The sequence below is a fragment of the Chryseobacterium sp. T16E-39 genome (assembly GCF_002216065.1).
In the GTDB taxonomy this organism is placed as follows: Bacteria; Bacteroidota; Bacteroidia; order Flavobacteriales; family Weeksellaceae; genus Chryseobacterium.
In genome coordinates this window covers 2,549,093-2,570,375 of sequence record NZ_CP022282.1, presented here as the reverse complement: position 1 = coordinate 2,570,375, position 21,283 = coordinate 2,549,093, and the positions used below count along the sequence as shown (strand labels likewise).

The window sequence follows — 21,283 nt, the reverse complement described above, 5'->3', positions numbered from 1 at the left end:
ATGGACAATCAAAATCAAAATCCACAGGACGGAAACATCAACATTGAATTAAATGAAATGGTAGCTGCTGGTATCTATGCTAACTTAGCACTAGTGAACCACTCTCCATCGGAATTTGTTGTGGATTTCATCCAATTAATGCCAGGTGTTCAACAGGCTAAAGTAAGATCAAGAATTATTCTTGCTCCTCTTCATGCTAAAAGAGTATTATCTGCTCTTCAACAAAACATCGCTAACTACGAGCAACAATTTGGAGAGATCAAAGAAGTTGAGCCTTTCGTATTAGGTGGTAACAATGTACAAGCATAAGATTTTTCTTAAAATACATAAGAATGCCTCAATTTATTGAGGCATTTTTTTTTGCATCATATGAATAGTCAATAACGGGCATTTCAATAACAGGCATTGCTTTATTATGAATAAACAAAATAAATCATGTGTTTCATTCAATTTAAATCAATTAAGAAATTTTTATTTATTATGAATTTAAATAAAGTAAATTATTCATAATTTTATTATGTCTATTGAAAATTTAACATTTATTCAAAAATTCATTTTATATATTTGCTTTCATAATTTGATATAATATATGATAGATCATCAATTTATTAATAATAAATTTGGTTTTTTGGGGAAGGATTTTATAAATGAAATTCATCAATATGGCATTACAGATAAGATCAAGGCAAAAACAGAACTGATCAGCGAGGGGGAAAAAATTAAGTTTATCCCTTTCATGATAACAGGATCTGTAAAGGTGTATTGCCTGAATGACGGCCGGGAGCTGATCTACTATTATGTAAGATCTAATGAGAGTTGTGTAATGACCTTTTCCTCAATTTTCAGCAATTATATCAGTAGAATCTATGCAATTACTGAAGAAGATTCGGAAGTGCTATTAATTCCTGTCTCCGTAATGCATGACTGGCTGATTCGCTTTCCCGGAATTAGCCGACTTTTTTATCAGGAATATGATAAAAGATTTATTGACGTAATGAATATGGTTAATGAGGCTGTTTTCCATAGATTGGACAAAAGAGTATTGAGCTATATCAAACAGCAAATTACTTTAACAGGAAATCATCCTATAAAATTAACGCATAGAGAGATTGCCAGTAATCTGGGAACCTCCAGAGAGGTTGTAAGCAGGGTTCTTAAAAAAATTGAAAATGAAGGAGAGATCTTTCAGAGTAAAGAAGGAATAAGAGTAGCTATTAATGAAAGTGTTAGTCAAGTCTAATAGAAATTGTTTTTAATAGTTATTTTTAATAGAGTGATTGATAAATACAATTTGTTAGGTGACTTTTATCACGCACTTTTAAAATCATAACTCTATAAGTTTGCCATACTAATTATTTATTAAAATTTGTATGACAAAAACTCTCTTATTTTTGTCGATGTTAGCCTCGACTCTTGCCTATTCACAGGAAGATTTGCTGAAAGATATCGACACCATTAAAACAAACACTGAAAATTCTCAACCTGCCTTTAAGGCTTTACAGATTGTCACAGGTCAATCTACAAAACTAGCCGCTAAAAAAGAGTGGTATATTGTAGTAGCACACCGTTTTGGTGATATCAGTACCGGATTTAAAAATTTCTTTGGGCTGGATGATGCTTCTACAAAGTTAGGTGCCATCTATGGAGTAACCGATTGGTTATCTTTAAATCTTTCAAGGGAAACCAATCAGAAAACATTTGAAGCAGGTGCTAAGTATAGGCTGCTTAAACAAAATGACAGCTCTCCTGTTGATATTGTAGGCTATAATGTGCTTGCTCTCAACACGGATCTGGACAAGGATAATTATCCAAATCTTCATTTTAGTGACCGGCTTTCCTATCTGACGCAGGCACTGATTTCCAGAAGGTTTGATGATCATTTATCGTTGCAGTTAACCCCTTCTTATATTCATAAAAACCTATATGATCCGAATATTGAAGATAAAAATCAATTTTTAGCCGGACTTGGAGGAAGATATAAGATATCAAAGAGAATTTCTGTGAATGCTGAATATTTTGTGAACTTTGATAATCATAGTTTTTACAAAAATCCTTTATCAGTAGGAATGGATATAGAAACCGGAGGTCATGTTTTCCAGCTTGTATTCAGTAATTCTCAACTCAACTCAGATATCGGTTATCTTTCTAATGCTGTTGGAAATTGGGGAAAAGGGCATATTTACTTTGGGTTTAACCTTTATAGAGTTTTTTAAGATGAAGAAGTTAGTATACATAATCGCATCGGTGGCTTTACTTATTTCTTGTGAAAGCAGAACCTATGAAGAGATCTCTGATCAGACGCCAATTACCCAGCAAGTAAAATATAATGCAGATATAAAACCAATTATAGACGCCAATTGTATCAGTTGCCATTCTGCAAATGGCCCGGGACCGATTCAGTTTACCAGTTACAATCTCGTAAAAGCTAATATTGATAATATTCTGGATCGGATACAGAGACCGAACGGAGATCCTGGGAAAATGCCACAAGGTGGATCTCTTTCAACTTCTCAGATCAATATTTTTATTAAATGGAAAGCTGATGGGCTTAACGAAAATTAAAATAGGAAAAAATGAAAAAAGTAGTAATATTAATGGTTGTGTTGCTGTCCGGCAACTTTGTTTTAGCTCAAAAATATAGCTCAAAAACAGGTAAAGTAACATTTGAAGCATCTGTTCCTTTATTTGAAGATGTCTATGCGCAGGACGATAATAACGTTGTAGTGATCAACACAGATACAGGTGATATGGCCTCTATATCAGTAGTGAAAAACTTTCATTTTAAAGTAAAACTGATGGAAGAGCATTTTAATGAGAGCTACGCAGAAACAGGAAAGTATCCAAAAACAACTTTTACAGGGAAAATTTCAAATTTTGATAAAGCTAAACTTTCTGCGACCCCACAAAAATATACAATACAGGGAACATTGAATTTTCACGGGGTGAATAAACCTGTTTCTTCCACCGCAAGTATTTCTTCAAAAGATGGGAAAATATACATGCAGGGGAGTTTTGTGGCAAGACCTGCAGATTTTAACGTAACCATTCCTAAAATGGTTACTAAGAAAATAGCTGAAAATATTAATGTCGAATATAATTATATCCTCGTAAAACAATGAAAAAGCTAATTATTATGTTAGGTGTTTTCCTGAGTTTTTCATTGATGTCAGCTCAGGAAAAGGCAAAGTCAATTTTTGATATTGCCAGAAGTGGGACAGTAGCTGAGGTGAAGGATCAGATGAAACAGAATTCTGATATTATTAACCAAACCAATGAAAGTGGTTTTACACCTCTTATTTTAGCATGCTATAGAGGGAATATAGACGTGGCAAAATTCCTGATCGATAATGTAAAAGATGTAAATTATAAAAGTCAGGAAGGAACAGCTTTGGCTGGTCTTTCCGTAAAATATAACAAAGAATTAGTTACGCTTTTATTAAATAAAAATGCAGATCCTAATATTCAGGATTCAACAGGATCAACACCTCTATTTTGGGCTGTAAAATTCGGAAACAAAGAACTAATAGAATTATTATTAAAGCATAAAGCTGATAAGCAAATCAAAGATTCAATGGGAATGACCCCATTTGAATATGCACTTAAAACAAACAATAAAGACATCATTAACCTTTTAAAAAATTAACATATGAAAAAAGTTTTACTAGTATTAACAGTAGCTCTGGCAACTTCTCTCGGAGCGCAGTTTAGCTCAGGTGTTGTAAATCTGACGACCTCGTCAACTGGAATGACAGTAAAGTTGGATACTACACCAAGTTTAGTGACAATGACCCTTACCGGGAGCGATAATGCTTTTCTGGGAATTGGCTTTGGGAATAGTGGAATGGCAAGCGGAGCAGACGGATTTATTTATAATTCTTCTGCCAGTAGGGATTATACTTTTAATGGTGTGGGTTTTACACCCTCTGCAGATGCTTCACAAGATTGGACAGTAACAAGTAACACAACTTCAGGCGGGATAAGAACGGTTGTTGCAACCCGATCTCTTTCAGGGGGGGCAGGAGATACAGCAATTCCTAATGCCGCAGGGACTATTGATATTTTTTATGCTAAAGGAAATAACACCTTGAACTTAAGTTATCATGGTGGAGGAAACAGAGGTTATGCAACATTAAATATGACAGGAACTTTAGCGACTAGTGAGGTTCTTGCTCAAAATAATAAGGTTGTTCTTTATCCTAATCCGGCAAAAGAAACCGTAAACTTCAAAAATGCAGATAGAATAAAATCTATCGGCATCTACGAAACAACGGGTAGAAAAGTGAGAACTGTAAAGCTTAATGGTGAAAATATAAGCGTTTCTGATTTAAAATCCGGAACTTACTATTTTGAAATTACATTGAAAGACGGAACTCTATCTTTTGAAAAATTGATCAAGGAATAATTTAAAAATAATATTATTTGTGATACCTCTAGAAATAGAGGTATTTTTATTTTAAATAAGAAAGCGATGAAACATGACTTAAAAAATAGAGCTTATCAAGTAGCGAAGGTTAATCAACTCAATGATTTTATAGAATATGGAGGTGTTGGTGCGGCTATTGAAACAATATCGGGTAATATATATACAGGAATTAGTATCGATACAGCTTGTTCCATGGGTTTTTGTGCTGAGCACAGTGCTGTAGCAGAAATGCTGAAAAATGGAGAAAATCGCATTAAAGCTGTAGTTGCTGTTGGAAGTGATGGAAACGCAGTTCCTCCTTGTGGTCGTTGCCGTGAACTGATGAGTCAGCTTTCCAAAGAAAATCTTGATGCTGTCGTTGAGGTTAAAAATGGTGTATTTACTACTTTAAGAGAATTATTACCCTTCGACTGGAAAGAAGACTTGGGAAGAGATTGGTAGTATGAGTAGTATTAAAGAATGGCTGTCGTCAGATCGAGTGTTTTTCGAAATATAGGATGTAGTCCTGTGAACGTAGTTTAGGAGAAAAATGTATCGAGACCTGCTACATACCTGTACTTTTGATTTTCAAATTATTCACGCAAATTCAATACTTTTAATCCGGACAAAATAATATCAATGGAATTCAGAAATTTAGTAAACCTTAGTATTACAGATCTTTTATCTGTATTTAATCTTTCTTTCTCAGATTATTTGGTTCCTTTTCACTTAACCGCGGAACAGCTCCAATCAAAAATTAATGCTGAAAAAATAGACATGAACCTTTCCGTAGGAGTATTTCAAAGAGATCAGATTGTTAGTTTTATTCTGCATGCTGAAAAAGTAGAAGAGGGAAAACGGATTATTTACAATGCTGGGACAGGTGTTATTCCTGAATATCGTGGTCAAGGATTGGTGAGGAAGATGTATGATTTTATTCTTCCGGAATTTCAGGATAGAAAAGTTGATGTAGTGACACTTGAAGTTATTGAAGGAAATGAACCTGCCATCAAAGCGTATACAAATATAGGTTTCAAAATTGTTCGCAAATTGCTTTGTTTCAAAGGAAATATTAAGGATATAGAAAAGGCTTCTGAGATTCAGATACAGAAGATGGATAACTTTCAATGGGAGTTATTCAAGTCTTTCTGGGATATTGAGCCATCGTGGCAGAGTTCGGTTATGGTATTGGAACAAATGAAAGAAGATTGTGTAATTCTAGGTGCCTATAAAGAGAACGAACTGGTGGGATATTCTATTTTTAATCCTTCGATAGGAAAAGTATATCAGGTTGCTGTTGAGAAAAAGAGTAAGCGAAAAGGTATTGGTTCCAATATTTTTAAAACAATAGGAGAGATGAGTGAAGGAAAGATGATCGTTATCAATAATGCGGATGGTGCTTCGGAATGCACATCTCAGTTTCTTGAAGCAGTGGGACTTGAAAACTGGATTTCTCAGTTTGAGATGGTGAAAAATATTAATACTGAATTATAATAAAGAATACTGCTCCAAAGGAACAGCATTCTCTAAATTTTTATTTAAAATAATCTGTGATTACTTTCCAGTGTTGAATTTTTTCAGATCTTGTTTCTGAGATTCATTTTGTTCTTTAAGTAAGTTAATATAGTCATTCAGATGATCTAAAATATGATTGGGAATACTACAATAATAGTTATAGTTAGCAGAGCTATCATTGAAAGTAAGATTGTCATTATTCTGGATGATACTTGAAGGTCTTTCTTCTTTTATTTCTTCTACCGGAACCTCTAGAGCTTTTGCAAGCTTTTCCCATTCATCGTCAAATATTCTCACATCACCACTTTCCTTTCTGCAATAATTGGAAACATCCGTTGATAGGATTTTTGACATGTACTCCTGAGTATATCCTCTTTGCTTTCTTAAACTTCTTAGCTTTTCCATAGTGGTTGTGTATATGTGCTTTGTACAAATATAAAGAAAATTGTTGTTTTTAATATTCTTGTTGATATTTATCCTTATAGTAAATTAACAGATTGCATTTTTTAGATTATTTATATGTGCATAAGCGAAACAGCTAACATACAGATTTGAATAAATTTAGTAATTTAGATGCCTATTTAAAATTAACACATGAATAAATATATTCTACTTTTAATTGCATTTTTTTTTGTGAGTTGCAATTTTAATAAAACATATCATAACAGAGAGGAAGATAAACAGGATGCAGAAAAAATTACTGAAAGATTTTACTATCTTATCAAAAATGATGATAGACAAGAAGCTTTTAAACTAATTGGTAGTAAATTTTTTGAGACAACTAATAAAAAGCAACTAAATCAGATGATTGATGACATTAATGCCGAATGTGGTGATAAAATTTCAAATACTAAATTAACGATATGGGAAACTTTTGTTTCTGTTGGCACAAATCCGAAGTCTCAGTATGTATTATCATATAAAGTCAAAAGAAATATACAAAATACACGGGAAAAAATTACTCTAGAAAAAGATGATGATTCTATTAAAATTGTGGGTTATGATGTGAATTTAACCAAATAAAAAAAACAGCTGCGTCAAGCAGCTGTTTTTTTTATTTTAAAAGACCATTTTTTCGAGATTCTTCAAGAAGATTATTCTCTATTATTTTACCTTTTCTAAAAATATACTCTATCGAATCTCCTTTTTTCTTTGATATAGAATCTCCTACTTCATATGGGTATTCTAAAATTTTCTGAAAACCATTGGAAAACTTAGCATACAGAAAATTATGTTCATTTCTATTGTTATAAATATCAATTACTTTTGTGTATCTTTCAATAGATAACAATTTTTGCGTCCTCTTAGAGTTTGAATTCATAACTAGATATATTATTGTAAATAATAAAATACATCCAAAAAAAACTATAAATATGATAATAGTTTTTTTACTGGATTTATCAACTTTTATATTAGAATTATTTTCCACGTACCCAAGTTTTAGATGCTGTCCACATTATGGGTGAAGCTCCAACACTAGGGCCAACACTTGTGCTTATAGTAGAATAACCATTTTTAACAGTTCGAGTATTTCTACCAAAGTTTGCAGCATTAAATTGATCAGTATTTTCGTAATCATCGTAAGAACGAGTGAAACTTCCACCAGCAGTTGATGAAAGAGGTCCACCAGAAATTGAACGACCTTCTCCTCCAAAATCACTATTGACAAACTTACGTCCAGGATCTGTAGGTGTAATTACACCCTTTTCAAGTCCAGCACTTGCACTTAATCCTAAATTTCCATTAAGAGAAAAGAACCAATCTGTTTCCTTATTACTATCTGTAACCTGTCCAAAAGAAAAACCAGCTCCTCCCCCAAACGCAAAATTTGCACTAAAATTCCAAAAAGAACCTGTATTATCTGCTCCATTTACTTGAACACCGCCAATATTTGAAGATCCATAAGTTGTAGTATTGTCAGACATATTTGTTATACTTCCATTTGCATTCAAAGTATTCGTAACATCACCATTACCATTTTTAATTTCTCCTGTTGCCCCCACACTATCCACATTTTTATATCCTGCATCTTTTGCTTGAGCTACCGTTTTTACATTAGGGTCATAAGTAACAGTTGTTTGATTAGTTTTGGGATTTATTGTTTTTATCCAATCTTTATTTTCTCGTCCATCTGGATCAATAAATCTTATAGGATTATTTACCGCGTATGCATATGGTGAAAACCTTGTCGATTTCTCTGCCAATGGATCAATCACTCCCCATCTTCCTAAATCTGGCATATACATCCTTGCTCCATAATCATACATCCCATTTTCCTGCAACTCTTTACCATTGTATTTGTATTGATAAACTGAACTCCCAGGAAGATTATTATATCCTTCGTGTTTTAACCCAAATGGATAATAATTATTTTCCTCAATGACCTCTATTCCGGATGTCCCTTTCTGATAGCTTAATCTTACATTTCCTAAGTGATCTGTATAATTGTAAATATACTTATTATTTCTAAAATTGAAATATCCCTCCGATGTAGGAACGAAGTCTAAACCAAAGGTTTGTTCAAAATAGTCAGAGTATTGAAATCCATCCAGATAAAAAACTTTATAGGTTGAGTTTGGAATAATATAATATGATTCTTTCTCAATTTTTACACCATCGGCTCTATATTTATAGGAGTAGGATCCATAAGAATAACTATACTTATTAGGAAGGTTTAAAAAGTTGTATTTTATTTCATTTATTCCTTTGTCCTTATGACTTGTCATATTTCCATTATTATCATAACCTATTTCATTTGGAGTTGCTGTATAAGGATACCCTGACAGATTTTGTGAAAGGTCTTTGATTGAAAGTAGTCTATTTCCAGAATAAGTATACTGCAAATTATCAATAACGATTGGGATATTAGTGTCCTGTTGGCCAGTTCTTGACATACCTTTTATATTTCCATTCAAGTCATAAGCAAGCCCCTCATTATACGATCCTGTTGTTACGACAGTTGAATTAGGTTTATTATATTGAGCATAATTAAATCTATTTAAAGTATCATAATAATAATCATATCTTCTTAAAGTATTATCACTTTTGGTACTCCAGTCTATTTCTGTTATATTTCCATTAAAACTAGCTTGACCTGCTGGATCAATAGGAGCATTATATTTGATAGCATATCCAAACAAATCACTTCCTAAAGTAGCAGGATCATTGATCTGAGTCATCCAGCCTCTGATATTGTACTTATAATCGATCTGTTGTAATGGAGCTGCTACACTTCCCCCTACTTTTTTAGATTCTAACTGTGAAAGCTCGTTGTATTTGTTTTGTGCTAAATACTCAATAACTCCAGTGTCCACTTGATGGGTATGAGTCAGAAGCCTGTTTTGACTATCATAAGTGAAAACATCTCTTACTGATCTTTCTGTATCTGCAGCTAACCTTTTATGCCTTACTAAAGTTTGCTTAACCGTTCCCGAAAAGTCAAGATCTGAGCTGGATCTAGTAAAGCCTCCTAAATGATTAATAGAATGGCTTGAAACTGCTCTTCCCTTGGTATCATAATAAGTATAATTCTTTGTCCAGTTATCATCTTCTATATTTTTAACCAAACTCATTACTGGAAGTCCCTTGGTACTTATATTACTACCAGTTGCATTATCCGTTAAAACAGTTTGAGCAAAAACATTAGCTGGAAAAGCAGGATTAAAACTGTATGAAGGATAGGTGTCGTAATAATTTACAGATAAAACAGTTTCTATCTCATTACACCAATCATTGGTATAATAGATCTGCATTCCATTTCTTGTAAATCCCTGAGCATTTCTGGATTCGGTAATGACATAATTATTGAATAGACTTTGGAGACTTGGCCTGTCTACACCGGGTATAATTCCAGTATAAATAACCCGTCCAAAATGATCATATTTCGTAAGGAGCCATTTACCGGTCTTACGCAGTTCGGCATCCTGTGTCATAATAAGCTTATCAGCTTTGTCATATACCATATACTCCACTCCTTTACCAGGAAGCTTTTTTTCCACCAATCTATTTCTGCTGTCATATCTGTAGATATAGCAAAGATCATTCAGGACAGTGTTCACATTAGCAACTACAGATGCGTTAGGAGGAATGACAAAAGCCAACTGATTGTACTCGTTATACACATAATAGGTATCAGCATTTACGGTAGTACTAACAACTTTTCTTACCAGGACAACCTGCCCTTTTCCGTTCTTGAATTCGATCGTTTTATTGCCATCTTCATCAGTAACTGTATTTTTATAAAGCTGGTTGGCCCCATAATTAGCAGTTGTTGCGCTCATCGTTGATGTTGTAATATCACCTGTCAGAGTAGTTACTGTTACATATTTTTTAACTTCTGTTGCTGTATTTGTACCATACTCAAACTTTACAGGTTTATCATTCCATGCTGTCCCAACTTGTTTTTGTTCTAGTAATCTATCCAGAGGAGAATTCTCTAATGTCTTTTCAGCATAGATCTTTTCCTGTCCATAAATGGTTGGTTGACTAGCATTAGCAAGTGGTGTTGGAACAATAGCTCCATTTAATGTATTAGACTGTGGGACGGGTAAATAATCTTTCACCTGTCTTCCGAAACCATCATATTCAATATGGTTAACCACATCTTTCCCGGTTGGAGAGGCTTTTATATTGACCACCTGCTTAGGCCTTCCTAATCCATCAAAATATTGGACGGTTTCTGCAGTTTTAGTCGCTACATTGCTGGTATTGTAATCGAGGTAAGTTTTTGTGTACACATAATTTTCTGTTGTAGAAAGCTGTGCATGAATCAAACTTGCCGTAAGAACGCCGGCAATGGATATGATTTGTTTTATCTTTTTCATCAAGTGTTAGTTTTTATAATTGTATTTAAATTCTTTAACCAGATTACCTGTTTTGGAGTCCTGTCTGATTTCTTTGAGCCTGTTGGCTGTATCATAGATATAAACCTCCCGGATCCCTGAAGGTGGGGTGATGCTGGTAACCCCAATCAAAGGATCATACGTATAGGTTGTGATCTGATATCCATTCAAAGTAGAATCTTTTCTAAAAGTATCTAAAGCTGTGATTAGAGTTTGTTCAGCCTGATCAGGAGTAATACCCGTTGGAGGAATATTATCATCATTAGATGCATTCACGATACTGGTTATTAAGGATGGGGTAATATCTGAAAAATTTGCACCTTCTATTTTTGCAATCGGTTGAGAGCTTGCATATCCCCAGATAACAGTAACAGGAACTCCCTCTTTTGTTGTGTATTGCTGAATCTGTCCGTTAGAGTTATATAGATTATAAGTAACCTCTATTGATGGGCTATTATCTAAATTGTAAGATTTAACAGAAAGGGGGAGAATCAGATTTCCAGTCTCAGGTGTTGGTAATGAAACAGGATAAAGTGTCTCTACTCTTGATAAGGTTTTTGTTACTCCATTAGTTGTCTCTTGGGTCTGCTTTTCTATTGGAATGCTAATCATATTATTATTGATCATCAGCTGATATCCTTTTTCATGGGCGTAAGAATATGTACTTTCCGTTTTAGAGTTATCAGGAAATATAGTGTTTTCCCTTGTTAAATTCTGATGAAGATCATTTTCGTAAAAATAATTTGTTTGGGTTTTTAACGGTGTTCCATTTACATATTCCGTAGTTTCTTTTTTACTTAAATCATTTTGATAGAAATACAATTTATTAGCTTCTATACAAATCCCTGAAGTATGCAAAACAGAGGTGAAATTGGAGTATCTGCTTGGATTTAGATTATAACTAAATTCTTCCACCTTTTTTATATTATTTGAATTATCAAAAACAGTTTTCGATTTCAATTTTCCTCTTTCAATGCTTGTATCATTGTAAAAGAGTCCAATGTAATTCTTCATCAATTCATTATTATTACTAACAGATAATGGATGACTATCATTTACTTTTACATTGATATCATTAATGTCTGGATTTGATACATAGTTTGTAAACTCGGTAATTATCTTACCATTATTCACAAAGTTTTCAGTTACTTTAGAATAATTGATTAATCCATTTTCGAATAATGCAGAATTGATACTAACTGATCTGAAATAACCATATCTCTGAAAGCCATTTTCTAAAACCATAACATACCTTGGCCATATTTGAAGAATGCTATTCTCGTAAGTAATGTTTCTATCATTTGAAATTACATTTGCTTCATCTGTGTCATATATTCTTTTAACTCTTAATCCACCTGCAATTCCTGCTGTATTTACAACCTTTGGCATAAAGTTATTAACACTCAATCTTTCTATTCGTGAAGTGTATTGATTAGCTTCATATTCAAAATTTGTAGATCCTTTGGTAGGATAAGTAATTTTTTTTAGCGAGCCTATCATTGAAAAGTTGGAATCTGGATTTCTAATGTCAGAAGTAATAATTTCATCGCCTTGGGGAGTCTGTGTAGTGGCAGGAAACAAATATACAAGGGACGGCTCATTACCTACTTTTCCATTATAATATCCCCAATGGTCCAATTGTTTTGTAACAGGAGAAGGGAGCACCGTATTGCTATCTAAATTATAATCAAAAATATAAGGATTTTTATTTTTTTCAGTTAATTTATCTAAAAATAACCTTGGAGATGATCCTACACTCGTCGTTCCTCCCTTTAGTAAATAATTAAATGAAAAACGATTGATTTCCTGTGATTTATTATCATAAAGTATAATGGCATCTAACTGCAAATCCTTTGTGCCACTAAAAAAGGAGCCAAAATCCCGATTGAAAAATTTATAGGGCTGCTGAGAATAATTCAATACAAGTTTAAAATTTTCTCCTTGAATATTATCTAAAATTGTCTTTTTTGTTAACGAATAAACTTTTGTTGAGGATTGAGTAGTTAAACAATCATCATATATATTTCCAACCCCTGGAGCTGTTGTACATTTAAAATCTTGAAGATTACTTTCATTGTAAAGTATAAAATTCCTTTTGTTAACCATCACTGGACTTGTCTGGCCCCCATGCCATTCTGATGATGTATTAAAACAGAAACCTGTTGTAAGATTTGAGTCATCTCTGTAATTATAATTAATTATTTCCCCATTTTTGTATACAGCTTTGGCTAGAAACCAAGAGGTAATAATGGGAACCCCAAGGGGCGATGAATCACTATTGGTATTATTAGCATTTAAAGAAATATTATATTCTAAATTTTTAGATTGTCCTCCAAAATAGTATTCATTTCCTTCGTCATCTGTTATTTTTATTTCTGATGCTAAAGGTTTGCATAGATTAGTATATGGCTGAAATGACATTTGTGAAATATCAATTTTTAGCTTTTTTGCAGATTCTGAAACCACCTTAAATTCACCATTGTTAGTCATAAAGAATTTTCCTCTTTTCCCATCAAAATTGAAATTAAAGATGTCAGGATTTCCTTCATAATCCTCCTCATTATTACAGCCTTTTAAGTAAAAATCTAAATCTACTTTAAACATCCCTACATTAGGCTGAAAGGTAAAAATATCGTTATCCAAATATAAAGGCAAACACTGTTTTTTTCTAGTTAATCCAACAATAAAACCATTTTGAGTTTGACCTTTTATCCCTCCATTTGTTGCACTAGCTCCAATCTGATCGTCTGGCGCTGTATTCACTGTTCTTGAAATAATACCCCCCACATTTAAATGCCAATCTAAACCAACCATATCAGGTCTTTTATTAGGCAAGAAACCTGATGAATTATAACCTAACGAAATACTTACAGGTTTGTTTCGGGTATTAATACTATACAGAGGTATTTCCACCTGGGCTTCTCCAATGTATGAATTTATGGGGATATTGCCATATTTAATAAACTCCGAGACTTGTGGACTTTTAATATTGGCCATTGCATTATAACCAACTGATCCTTGGGTGAATTGTGAGAAAAGATTATTGCACAGTAAAGCTGTTACAATAAAAATTGTATTAGTTATTATTTTCATTTTAATTTATTTCTTAATGAGTTTAGCATTGGCCGTTTTATTCGTATCTGTTTTGATTACTACGAGATAAGCTCCCTGGATCAGAGGTTGGGTATTGATCTTGGTAACCTTATTCTTGGTTTTTATATTTTGAAGCTGCCTGCCACCCATATCATACAAAATAATATCAGCGTCTTTAAAGTCAAACCCTATTTCGACATAGGCATAATCTGATACCGGGTTCGGATAGATCTTGATATCATGTTTCTCGATCAACTGATCCAATTGTTTATCACCTAGTTTTATAATCTTCCAGTTTTCCTTTCCTAGTTCCTCTGCACTTGTTCCCGCTAAAATGATTGAACCATCTCTGTTTAATTTAATATCAGAAAGTCTCTCTTCTCTTCGTCTCGAGTCTCCACTCACATGTTTTCTCCACTGTTCGTTACCATCCTGATTCAGGTACAACATCCAAAAAGTTTCATCATCGGTTTCTATCCTTCCTTCAGCTTGAGTGTATCCTCCTAATAATATTCCTTTAGAAGTTTTATCGTCACTAGAAGCAATAACACTCATTCCCATCAAAACATCTCTGTTTTTGAAATTGTAGGATTTTTGCCATTGTTCATCACCTCTTTCATTCAAGGAGATTAGCCACAAATCAGTTCCTTCTTCAATTCCAACGGTTTTATTTCCTGATTTATCTGATCTGGATTCTCCTCCAACAATATAGCCAGTTGATGTCAAAGCCAGTGTTCTCAAGTGATCATCACCTTTACCCCCAAAATTCTTTTCCCATTCTACTTTCCCATCCTTATTAAGTTTTACGATCCAGTAGTCGCCTTCACCTTCATTATTAGTGGTTTTTGAATAGCGAGATACGCGGTTCGAAGTTTCTGGAGTTGAGCTTTGACCTTCGGAACCCGAAACCCGAAACTCGGAACTTCTCGAATAAATTCCTAATAATGCTCCCCCGTCCTTCGTTGGAATCATTTTTTCAACCTCGTCTAATCCCCTTCCTCCTAAAACCAATTGTGAAATTTCTTTTCCGTTTTTATCCAATTTGACGATCAAAACATCTTTTGAACCATATCCTTTCATTTTGGAATCCTGCGCAGAGCCGAAAGATCCGGCTACAAAAAATCCTAAATCTGTAGTTTGAATTACGGCTTTAGCTTCTTCGTCAGCAGAAGTTCCTAATGTTTTTTGCCACAGTTCATCTCCAAATTCATTGATCCTGATGAGCCATATATCTGATCCTCCTTTAGAATCATCTTTCTTGTCTAAAGATTTTCCAGAGAAAGAAGTTCCTGAAATCAAAAATCCACCATCCTGAGTGGTCACCGTTGCTGATAAATAGTCGTGGTTATTTCCTGCGAAGTACTTTTCCCAAACCTGATCTCCTTGTTGATTCAATTTCACCAAATGAAAATCATAGCCGTTATTTTGTTGGGTATTACTTCCTGTTTCTTTCTTCTGGCTTGCAGCTTGTATAGTACTTCCCGTAATCAAATACTGCTGATCAATGGTCGTCGTAACCTGGCTTAGAAAATTCTGTGTAGAAGATTTAATATCTTTTTGCCAAACCATTTCCTGGGCTGACAGTCCTGTAAAAATGCACATCGAAAGTACACTGAAGTAAAGTTTTTTCATGCCTTATATTGAGTTAAATACATGTTATTTTTAATTGTCGCAAAAGTAATCTTTTTACCTCACGCCTAAAAGATTTATTAAGGATATTTAATTCCATCTTTTTCATTTTCATAAAGATACCGCCTCAGTACGACAAAATGTGACGTATAATTCTAATTCTTTAATATACTTTTAATCCATTAAGCTTTTCTGATAAAAACATAGAATGTAACTTTGCCAAAAATTTTTACAATGAAGCGAGGAATACAAATTTTACTCCTGTTTATTTCGGTAATGGGATGGGCGCAGAAAGCACCTGTTGATACGACACAAGTTGTAGTGCCTAATCGATATAACAGTGTGGATGCTCAAACAAAACCCTATGTTATTATGATTTCTACAGACGGTTTCAGATATGATTATGCCAAAAAATACAATGCTGAAAACCTTTTGAAATTATCTAATGATGGAGTTCAGGCAAAAGCGATGATTCCAAGTTATCCCAGCATTACATTTCCTAACCACTGGAGTCTGATTACCGGACTTTATCCTGCGCATCATGGCTTGATTGATAACTTTTTCTATGATTATAAGAGAAAGGAATTTTATGCAATGAGTGATAAAAAAAATGCTGAAGACGGAAGCTGGTATGGTGGAACTCCAATTTGGGGGTTAGCTGAAAAACAAGGAATGATTTCTGCTACGATGATGTGGGTAGGTTCAGCAAGTGATGCCGGAGGAAAAAGACCCACTTATTATTATCCTTATCATGATCAATTCACGCCTTCTGAAAAAGTAGATAGAGTGGTGAATTGGTTAAAATTACCAATGGATAAAAGACCTCATTTTATTACCCTATACTTTCCGGAAGTGGATGGAAGTGGACATCATTTTGGACCCGATGCTAAAGAAACCGGAAATGCTGTTCATTTAATAGACGATGCAATTGGTGAATTGGTTCAGAAAGTAAATCAATTAGGATTAAAGAATGTCAACTTTGTTTTTGTATCCGATCACGGGATGATAAAAGTGGATGGGGGAGCGCCTATAGAAATTCCTGCAATGCTTTTTAATAAAGATAGATTTGATTTCTATAATTCGCAGACACTGTTGAGAGTTGTGGTCAAGAATCCTGAAGAAACTAAAGCTGTTTATAATGAGCTTAAAGCTAATAAAACAGCAGATTATGATGTTTATTTAGATAAAAGACTTCCTAAATATATGCATTTTGGAGCTAAAGATGATCAGTATCACAGAATCGGACAGATTCTTTTGATTCCAAAAGCTCCAAAAATATTTTTAGAAAAAGGAAAGAAAACATCTGTTGGAAAACACGGATATAATCCAAGATTGGCTCCTGAAATGAAGGCAACATTTTTTGCATGGGGTCCACAATTTAAAAATAATGTAGTAGTAGATGAATTTACGAATGTGAATGTTTATCCTTTAGTTGCAGATATCTTAGGATTGAAAATTGATCAGCCTATTGATGGGAAATTGAAAGTTTTAAAAGGAACTTTGAAAGATAAATAGACTTTAATCTCTATCAATAAATAGTTTCGGCGGACCAAAGGTCCGCCGAAACTATTTATTAATTTCAAGTGACAAAAAGAAATTAATTTAAGAATTAAATTTAGAAGCAAATTCCTTAGCGAATTCTTCCAATTTGATATTTCCTGTAACAGGAGAACCATGCTCAATAAAATCCGCCTGTACGATACCTGTTCTCATTCCTTTCCCCATTTCGGTATATAATTCCGCCATTTCCTGAGGAAGACCTCCCTGAAGGGCTCCATTCAAATATTCTTCATCGCTAAATTCTACCCAAGGTAATTCTGGCTTTCCAATGGCTGAACCCAAAACAGAAGCAAAATCTGCTGGACTACGAAGATCCCCTACGGCATATCTTATATTTTTATCTCCAGAGACTTTCACCAATTCTTCCGCTGCTATTTTTGCAATATCACTAGGGTGAACTACCGGGATATTCCCATTCTCAGGATAATTTCCTCCAATAATTCCTGCGTTTTGAACCATAGGAATATCATTGAAGAAATTATTATAAAAATATCCTGCACGAATGAATGTAGCAGATGTATTTTCTAACCCTCTGTAAAGATTTTCAATATGATGAAGACCTTTAATAGGACCGGTTTCCACCGGCGAAGCTGCTCCTACGCTACTTAACATAACAACACGTTTTACATGTGTTTGTTTGATTGCTTCAGCATAGTTCTTTCCTGTATTTATAGTTTCTTCAACTATATGAGTGGCACCCATATTAGGAGGTGTCATTGCAAATACAGCATCTGCTCCTTCAAATGTTTTAATTAAAAAGTTCAGATCGGTAATGGAACCGATAGCTGCTTTTGCCCCTAACGATTCGATTTCATTTTTTTTAGATTCGTTACTGCTGATGACCGTGATATCATGTCCTTCTGCAATTAATTGTTGAGCCAATGGCTTTGCTACATTTCCTAATGAGCCTGTGATTATAATTTTCATATGTAAAATTTTTATTGTTTTTTAATGTTCATATGCAATCGCTGAATACTTATTGGTCTTTATTATTGATCAGATAATTTTTATAGGTGAATATTTTTTTATTTCTGAGAACAAAGTTATATTTGTACTTACTTTTATACAAGTACTTACCCTAAAGTATGTATCATGACAGTTATTAAAGAAAGTTCTACGATTCAGGAAAACAGACGGAATATATTGGATCAATGTCCGGTAATGTATGTTATGGAAAAAATTGGTGGTTTCTGGAAACCTATTATTTTATTTCAACTATCAACAGGAGGAAAACGATACAGTGAGTTAAAAAGAGCGATTCCTGAGGTGACGGAAAAAATGCTGATTCAGCATTTAAAGCAACTGGAAGCGGATGGTTTGATTATAAGAACTGCAAAACCTGTTGTTCCACCTCATGTAACTTATGAATTAAGTGAGGCTGGGAATAAATTGGCTCCTGTAATTGACGCAATGGCAGACTGGGCTTTTCAGGATATGAAAGGAGAACACAACTGGAAACCGGTCAACGCGTAAATGATAGTCTATATTTTAGCTAAAAGCTAACTCATAAATAAGAAAGACCCTTCAAAATGAAGGGTCTTTCTATTAAAAAAATATCTGAGGAATTACAAAGATTGCATGTCAATCACAAAACGATATTTAACATCGCTTTTCAACATTCTTTCATAAGCTTCATTGATTTCGTTCATTTTGATTGTTTCGATCTCAGAAACAATATTGTGCTCACCACAGAAATCAAGCATTTCCTGAGTTTCAGCAATTCCACCGATTACAGAACCTGCTACTGATTTTCTTCCCATGATCATTGGAACTGTATTTAGGATTGGCTCCAGGCCTCCCAAATAACCGACAACGACTAATGTTCCACTGATATTTAAAGTAGTAACATAAGGATTAACATCATGTACGTAAGGAACTGTATCGATGATCACATCAAACTTTCCTTTTACAGAATCCATTTCTGCTTGTTCCGTAGAAATTACGACATGGTCAGCTCCTAGTTGTTTAGCATCTTCAGTTTTACCCGGTGTTCTTGAGAACAACGTTACTTCAGCTCCTAGTCCTTTTGCTAATTTAATAGCCATATGTCCTAATCCTCCTAATCCTACAACAGCAACTTTTGAGTTAGGTCCTACATTCCAATGTTTCAATGGAGACCATGTTGTGATTCCTGCACAAAGAAGTGGAGCAACAGCTGCTAAATCTAAATTCTCAGGCACTTTTAAAACATGATTGGAATCCACCACCACTTTTTGAGAATACCCACCAAAAGTGTGACCGCCCAAATGTTTATCTTTTCCGTTGTAAGTTCCTGTAAAACCGTTGAGACAATATTGCTCAAGATCATGTTTACAACTTTCACAAGTTCCACATGAATCTACGATACATCCAACCCCTGCTAAGTCTCCAACTTTGAATTTTGAAACTTCGCTACCAACCTTGGTTATTCTTCCTACAATTTCATGTCCCGGAACAGCTGGGTAGATAGTTCCTCCCCAGTCATTTCTGGCAGTGTGAAGATCTGAATGACAAACTCCACAATATAGAATTTCGATTTCTACATCATTGGGGGTTACTTCTCTTCTTTCTATATTCATTTCTTTCAGGTCTGCCGTAGTAGACTCGGCTCCGTACGCTCTTACTGTAAATGTGTTCATTTGTTTTTAAATTTTAAGTTAATGTTTTAGTTTATAAATTATTATATTCTTCATTTGTTACAGGTTCCATCCATTCTACAATGCCATTTTGGGTATTGGGATTTATGGCAATATGTATGAACTCACCATCAGGACCGGCACCATGCCAGTGAACGATACCGGGAAGTACATTAATGACATCTCCGGGATTTAAGATTTGGATAGGTTTGCCCTGCTCCTGATAATAACCTGTTCCTGAAGTTACAATTAAAATCTGGCCACCGCCATGAGAATGCCAGTTATTTCTACAGCCTGCTTCAAAAACTACATTGGCAATCTGGCAATTGAGCTGATCTGTATTGGCTTTTAAAATGTGTGCCCAGGCAGTTCCTCCTGAAAAGTATGTGGAAGAAGCTCTCTCTCCTTTTGGGAAAATATTTTTATTTTCGAATGTTTCCATAACAATGCAAAAGTCGATTCTTTTCGCTGAACCATACTTATACAGATTACAGAAACATGTACCAATTTTACAGGAATCATAAAAACTAAAGTAGAAAGTGGTAATTTTGAATAAGATTTAAAACGTATTCTATGGAAAGTCAAGATATTCAAATAATTAGCAATGTTTCAGATTATAATAAAATGATGAATCATGAGACTTTGCACCCCTTGGTAAGTATCGTTGATTTTTCCAAATCTGATCCTATTTCCCAATACAAAAGGAGCTATGGTTTTTATACCGTATTCCTTAAGGATGTGATGTGCGGAGATATGTATTATGGAAAGAATACTTATGATTATCAGGAAGGAACATTGGTTTTCATCGCGCCGGGACAGGTATATGGAATTACCAATGATGGATCCTATATACAACCGGGAGGATATGCTCTGATATTTCATCCAGATTTAATAAAGGGAACCAATCTGGGCAAAAATATGAAAGACTATTCATTTTTTTCCTATGATGTTCATGAAGCACTGCACCTTTCTGAAAAAGAAAGAGAGATTATTCTTGAATGTTTTAAAAATATAAAATTTGAATTGGAGCAGTCTATTGATAAACACAGCAAGTCTTTAATTGTAAATAATGTAGAGTTGTTTTTAAATTACTGTATGCGCTTTTATGATCGACAGTTTATTACCCGTGATCATATCAATCAGGGAGTTATCGGGAAATTTGAAAATCTTCTGAATGATTATTTAAAATCTGATAAACCGAAGAATATTGGTTTTCCAATGGTTAATTATTTTGCGGAACAACTAAATCTTTCCGCTAATTATTTTGGTGATTTAATAAAAAAAGAACTGGGCGTTTCTGCTCAGGAATTTATTCATAATAAACTGATTGATGTTGCTAAGGAAGAAATCTACAATCCGGCAAAATCTATCAGCGAGATTTCTTATGATCTGGGATTTAAATATCCGCAGCATTTTACAAGGTTATTTAAAGCTAAAGTTGGGGTGTCTCCGAGTGAATATAAAACCTTAAACTGATTTTATTTAAACACTAATAGCACTAATGCTTTCACTAATAGCACAAAGTATTGCCATGCATTTATTAGTGGGATTTGTGCTTCAGAATTTGTGCCATTTGTGTTTAAAGAAATCACGGGAATAGGTATTTTCTTTCACATAGATTCGGATTT

21 protein-coding genes are annotated in these 21,283 nt (G+C 34.1%); 13 read left to right on the top strand and 8 right to left on the bottom strand.

Annotated elements, in window-relative coordinates; genetic code table 11:
• The 9 genes from CEY12_RS11625 to CEY12_RS11585 all read left to right on the top strand — a co-directional run bounded on the left by CEY12_RS11625 (window position 1) and on the right by CEY12_RS11585 (window position 5,896).
• The gene (locus CEY12_RS11625) at window positions 1–309 is read left to right on the top strand and encodes a DUF3467 domain-containing protein (protein WP_089027859.1); all 309 of its coding nucleotides are present in this window, start codon (window positions 1–3) and stop codon (window positions 307–309) included.
• Window positions 310–589: 280 nt separating this feature from the next.
• Window positions 590–1,240, top strand: coding sequence for a Crp/Fnr family transcriptional regulator (locus CEY12_RS11620; protein WP_089027858.1), 651 nt, complete (start codon window positions 590–592; stop codon window positions 1,238–1,240).
• Between the two features lie 130 nt (window positions 1,241–1,370).
• The gene (locus CEY12_RS11615) at window positions 1,371–2,213 is read left to right on the top strand and encodes a DUF5777 family beta-barrel protein (protein WP_089027857.1); all 843 of its coding nucleotides are present in this window, start codon (window positions 1,371–1,373) and stop codon (window positions 2,211–2,213) included.
• Between the two features lies 1 nt (window position 2,214).
• Complete coding sequence (locus tag CEY12_RS11610) at window positions 2,215–2,562, top strand: c-type cytochrome (RefSeq protein ID WP_089027856.1); 348 nt, start codon at window positions 2,215–2,217, stop codon at window positions 2,560–2,562.
• A gap of 11 nt (window positions 2,563–2,573) precedes the next feature.
• Entirely contained in the window at window positions 2,574–3,119 is a 546-nt protein-coding gene (locus CEY12_RS11605; RefSeq protein WP_089027855.1) for a YceI family protein, read from the top strand.
• Complete coding sequence (locus tag CEY12_RS11600) at window positions 3,116–3,643, top strand: ankyrin repeat domain-containing protein (protein ID WP_089027854.1); 528 nt, start codon at window positions 3,116–3,118, stop codon at window positions 3,641–3,643. Before CEY12_RS11605 ends, CEY12_RS11600 begins: the two co-directional genes overlap by 4 nt.
• Before the next feature lie 3 nt (window positions 3,644–3,646).
• The gene (locus CEY12_RS11595) at window positions 3,647–4,402 is read left to right on the top strand and encodes a T9SS type A sorting domain-containing protein (RefSeq protein ID WP_089027853.1); all 756 of its coding nucleotides are present in this window, start codon (window positions 3,647–3,649) and stop codon (window positions 4,400–4,402) included.
• A gap of 66 nt (window positions 4,403–4,468) precedes the next feature.
• The gene (locus CEY12_RS11590) at window positions 4,469–4,864 is read left to right on the top strand and encodes a cytidine deaminase family protein (protein WP_089027852.1); all 396 of its coding nucleotides are present in this window, start codon (window positions 4,469–4,471) and stop codon (window positions 4,862–4,864) included.
• 177 nt (window positions 4,865–5,041) lie between these two features.
• Entirely contained in the window at window positions 5,042–5,896 is an 855-nt protein-coding gene (locus CEY12_RS11585; protein WP_089027851.1) for a GNAT family N-acetyltransferase, read from the top strand.
• A gap of 60 nt (window positions 5,897–5,956) precedes the next feature.
• Here CEY12_RS11585 and CEY12_RS11580 read toward each other — a convergent pair whose 3' ends face one another.
• Window positions 5,957–6,322 (bottom strand): helix-turn-helix domain-containing protein, encoded by a 366-nt coding sequence (locus CEY12_RS11580; RefSeq protein ID WP_089027850.1) that lies wholly within the window; start codon window positions 6,320–6,322, stop codon window positions 5,957–5,959.
• 189 nt (window positions 6,323–6,511) lie between these two features.
• On the opposite strand from CEY12_RS11580, the gene CEY12_RS11575 reads away from it, so the two are divergent.
• On the top strand, window positions 6,512–6,940 hold the full coding sequence (locus CEY12_RS11575) for a hypothetical protein (protein WP_089027849.1): 429 nt from the start codon (window positions 6,512–6,514) through the stop codon (window positions 6,938–6,940).
• A 31-nt stretch (window positions 6,941–6,971) separates the two neighbouring features.
• On the opposite strand, the gene CEY12_RS11570 is transcribed toward CEY12_RS11575, so the two are convergent.
• The 4 genes from CEY12_RS11570 to CEY12_RS11555 are packed head-to-tail and all read right to left on the bottom strand — an operon-like array spanning window position 6,972 to window position 15,483.
• On the bottom strand, window positions 6,972–7,346 hold the full coding sequence (locus tag CEY12_RS11570; RefSeq protein ID WP_157676812.1) for a hypothetical protein: 375 nt from the start codon (window positions 7,344–7,346) through the stop codon (window positions 6,972–6,974).
• On the bottom strand, window positions 7,336–10,740 hold the full coding sequence (locus CEY12_RS11565; protein WP_089027847.1) for a DUF6443 domain-containing protein: 3,405 nt from the start codon (window positions 10,738–10,740) through the stop codon (window positions 7,336–7,338). Before CEY12_RS11565 ends, CEY12_RS11570 begins: the two co-directional genes overlap by 11 nt.
• Window positions 10,741–10,746: 6 nt before the next feature.
• The gene (locus CEY12_RS11560) at window positions 10,747–13,851 is read right to left on the bottom strand and encodes a hypothetical protein (protein ID WP_089027846.1); all 3,105 of its coding nucleotides are present in this window, start codon (window positions 13,849–13,851) and stop codon (window positions 10,747–10,749) included.
• Between the two features lie 6 nt (window positions 13,852–13,857).
• Window positions 13,858–15,483 (bottom strand): T9SS type A sorting domain-containing protein, encoded by a 1,626-nt coding sequence (locus CEY12_RS11555; protein WP_089027845.1) that lies wholly within the window; start codon window positions 15,481–15,483, stop codon window positions 13,858–13,860.
• Window positions 15,484–15,714: 231 nt separating this feature from the next.
• On the opposite strand from CEY12_RS11555, the gene CEY12_RS11550 reads away from it, so the two are divergent.
• On the top strand, window positions 15,715–16,995 hold the full coding sequence (locus CEY12_RS11550) for an ectonucleotide pyrophosphatase/phosphodiesterase (protein ID WP_089027844.1): 1,281 nt from the start codon (window positions 15,715–15,717) through the stop codon (window positions 16,993–16,995).
• Between the two features lie 87 nt (window positions 16,996–17,082).
• On the opposite strand, the gene CEY12_RS11545 is transcribed toward CEY12_RS11550, so the two are convergent.
• Window positions 17,083–17,967, bottom strand: coding sequence for an NAD(P)H-binding protein (locus CEY12_RS11545; RefSeq protein ID WP_089027843.1), 885 nt, complete (start codon window positions 17,965–17,967; stop codon window positions 17,083–17,085).
• Between the two features lie 165 nt (window positions 17,968–18,132).
• Here CEY12_RS11545 and CEY12_RS11540 point away from each other — a divergent pair, with 165 nt between their 5' ends.
• Window positions 18,133–18,513, top strand: coding sequence for a winged helix-turn-helix transcriptional regulator (locus tag CEY12_RS11540; protein ID WP_089027842.1), 381 nt, complete (start codon window positions 18,133–18,135; stop codon window positions 18,511–18,513).
• Window positions 18,514–18,605: 92 nt separating this feature from the next.
• Here CEY12_RS11540 and CEY12_RS11535 read toward each other — a convergent pair whose 3' ends face one another.
• A complete protein-coding gene (locus tag CEY12_RS11535; RefSeq protein WP_089027841.1) occupies window positions 18,606–19,658 on the bottom strand; it encodes an NAD(P)-dependent alcohol dehydrogenase in 1,053 nt (350 codons plus the stop codon).
• Window positions 19,659–19,689: 31 nt separating this feature from the next.
• On the bottom strand, window positions 19,690–20,097 hold the full coding sequence (locus tag CEY12_RS11530; protein WP_089027840.1) for a cupin domain-containing protein: 408 nt from the start codon (window positions 20,095–20,097) through the stop codon (window positions 19,690–19,692).
• Window positions 20,098–20,228: 131 nt separating this feature from the next.
• On the opposite strand from CEY12_RS11530, the gene CEY12_RS11525 reads away from it, so the two are divergent.
• Window positions 20,229–21,131, top strand: coding sequence for a helix-turn-helix domain-containing protein (locus tag CEY12_RS11525; protein ID WP_089027839.1), 903 nt, complete (start codon window positions 20,229–20,231; stop codon window positions 21,129–21,131).
• Window positions 21,132–21,283 lie beyond the last annotated feature (152 nt).

Coding starts and splice junctions, on each gene's coding strand:
- CEY12_RS11535 (WP_089027841.1), bottom strand. CDS start 19,658: ATGAACACATTTACAGTAAGAGCGTACGGAGCCGAGTCTACTACGGCA.
- CEY12_RS11615 (WP_089027857.1), top strand. CDS start 1,371: ATGACAAAAACTCTCTTATTTTTGTCGATGTTAGCCTCGACTCTTGCC.
- CEY12_RS11545 (WP_089027843.1), bottom strand. CDS start 17,967: ATGAAAATTATAATCACAGGCTCATTAGGAAATGTAGCAAAGCCATTG.
- CEY12_RS11600 (WP_089027854.1), top strand. CDS start 3,116: ATGAAAAAGCTAATTATTATGTTAGGTGTTTTCCTGAGTTTTTCATTG.
- CEY12_RS11625 (WP_089027859.1), top strand. CDS start 1: ATGGACAATCAAAATCAAAATCCACAGGACGGAAACATCAACATTGAA.
- CEY12_RS11575 (WP_089027849.1), top strand. CDS start 6,512: ATGAATAAATATATTCTACTTTTAATTGCATTTTTTTTTGTGAGTTGC.
- CEY12_RS11590 (WP_089027852.1), top strand. CDS start 4,469: ATGAAACATGACTTAAAAAATAGAGCTTATCAAGTAGCGAAGGTTAAT.
- CEY12_RS11550 (WP_089027844.1), top strand. CDS start 15,715: ATGAAGCGAGGAATACAAATTTTACTCCTGTTTATTTCGGTAATGGGA.
- CEY12_RS11560 (WP_089027846.1), bottom strand. CDS start 13,851: ATGAAAATAATAACTAATACAATTTTTATTGTAACAGCTTTACTGTGC.
- CEY12_RS11540 (WP_089027842.1), top strand. CDS start 18,133: ATGACAGTTATTAAAGAAAGTTCTACGATTCAGGAAAACAGACGGAAT.
- CEY12_RS11610 (WP_089027856.1), top strand. CDS start 2,215: ATGAAGAAGTTAGTATACATAATCGCATCGGTGGCTTTACTTATTTCT.
- CEY12_RS11605 (WP_089027855.1), top strand. CDS start 2,574: ATGAAAAAAGTAGTAATATTAATGGTTGTGTTGCTGTCCGGCAACTTT.
- CEY12_RS11585 (WP_089027851.1), top strand. CDS start 5,042: ATGGAATTCAGAAATTTAGTAAACCTTAGTATTACAGATCTTTTATCT.
- CEY12_RS11595 (WP_089027853.1), top strand. CDS start 3,647: ATGAAAAAAGTTTTACTAGTATTAACAGTAGCTCTGGCAACTTCTCTC.
- CEY12_RS11555 (WP_089027845.1), bottom strand. CDS start 15,483: ATGAAAAAACTTTACTTCAGTGTACTTTCGATGTGCATTTTTACAGGA.
- CEY12_RS11620 (WP_089027858.1), top strand. CDS start 590: ATGATAGATCATCAATTTATTAATAATAAATTTGGTTTTTTGGGGAAG.
- CEY12_RS11580 (WP_089027850.1), bottom strand. CDS start 6,322: ATGGAAAAGCTAAGAAGTTTAAGAAAGCAAAGAGGATATACTCAGGAG.
- CEY12_RS11565 (WP_089027847.1), bottom strand. CDS start 10,740: ATGAAAAAGATAAAACAAATCATATCCATTGCCGGCGTTCTTACGGCA.
- CEY12_RS11525 (WP_089027839.1), top strand. CDS start 20,229: ATGGAAAGTCAAGATATTCAAATAATTAGCAATGTTTCAGATTATAAT.
- CEY12_RS11530 (WP_089027840.1), bottom strand. CDS start 20,097: ATGGAAACATTCGAAAATAAAAATATTTTCCCAAAAGGAGAGAGAGCT.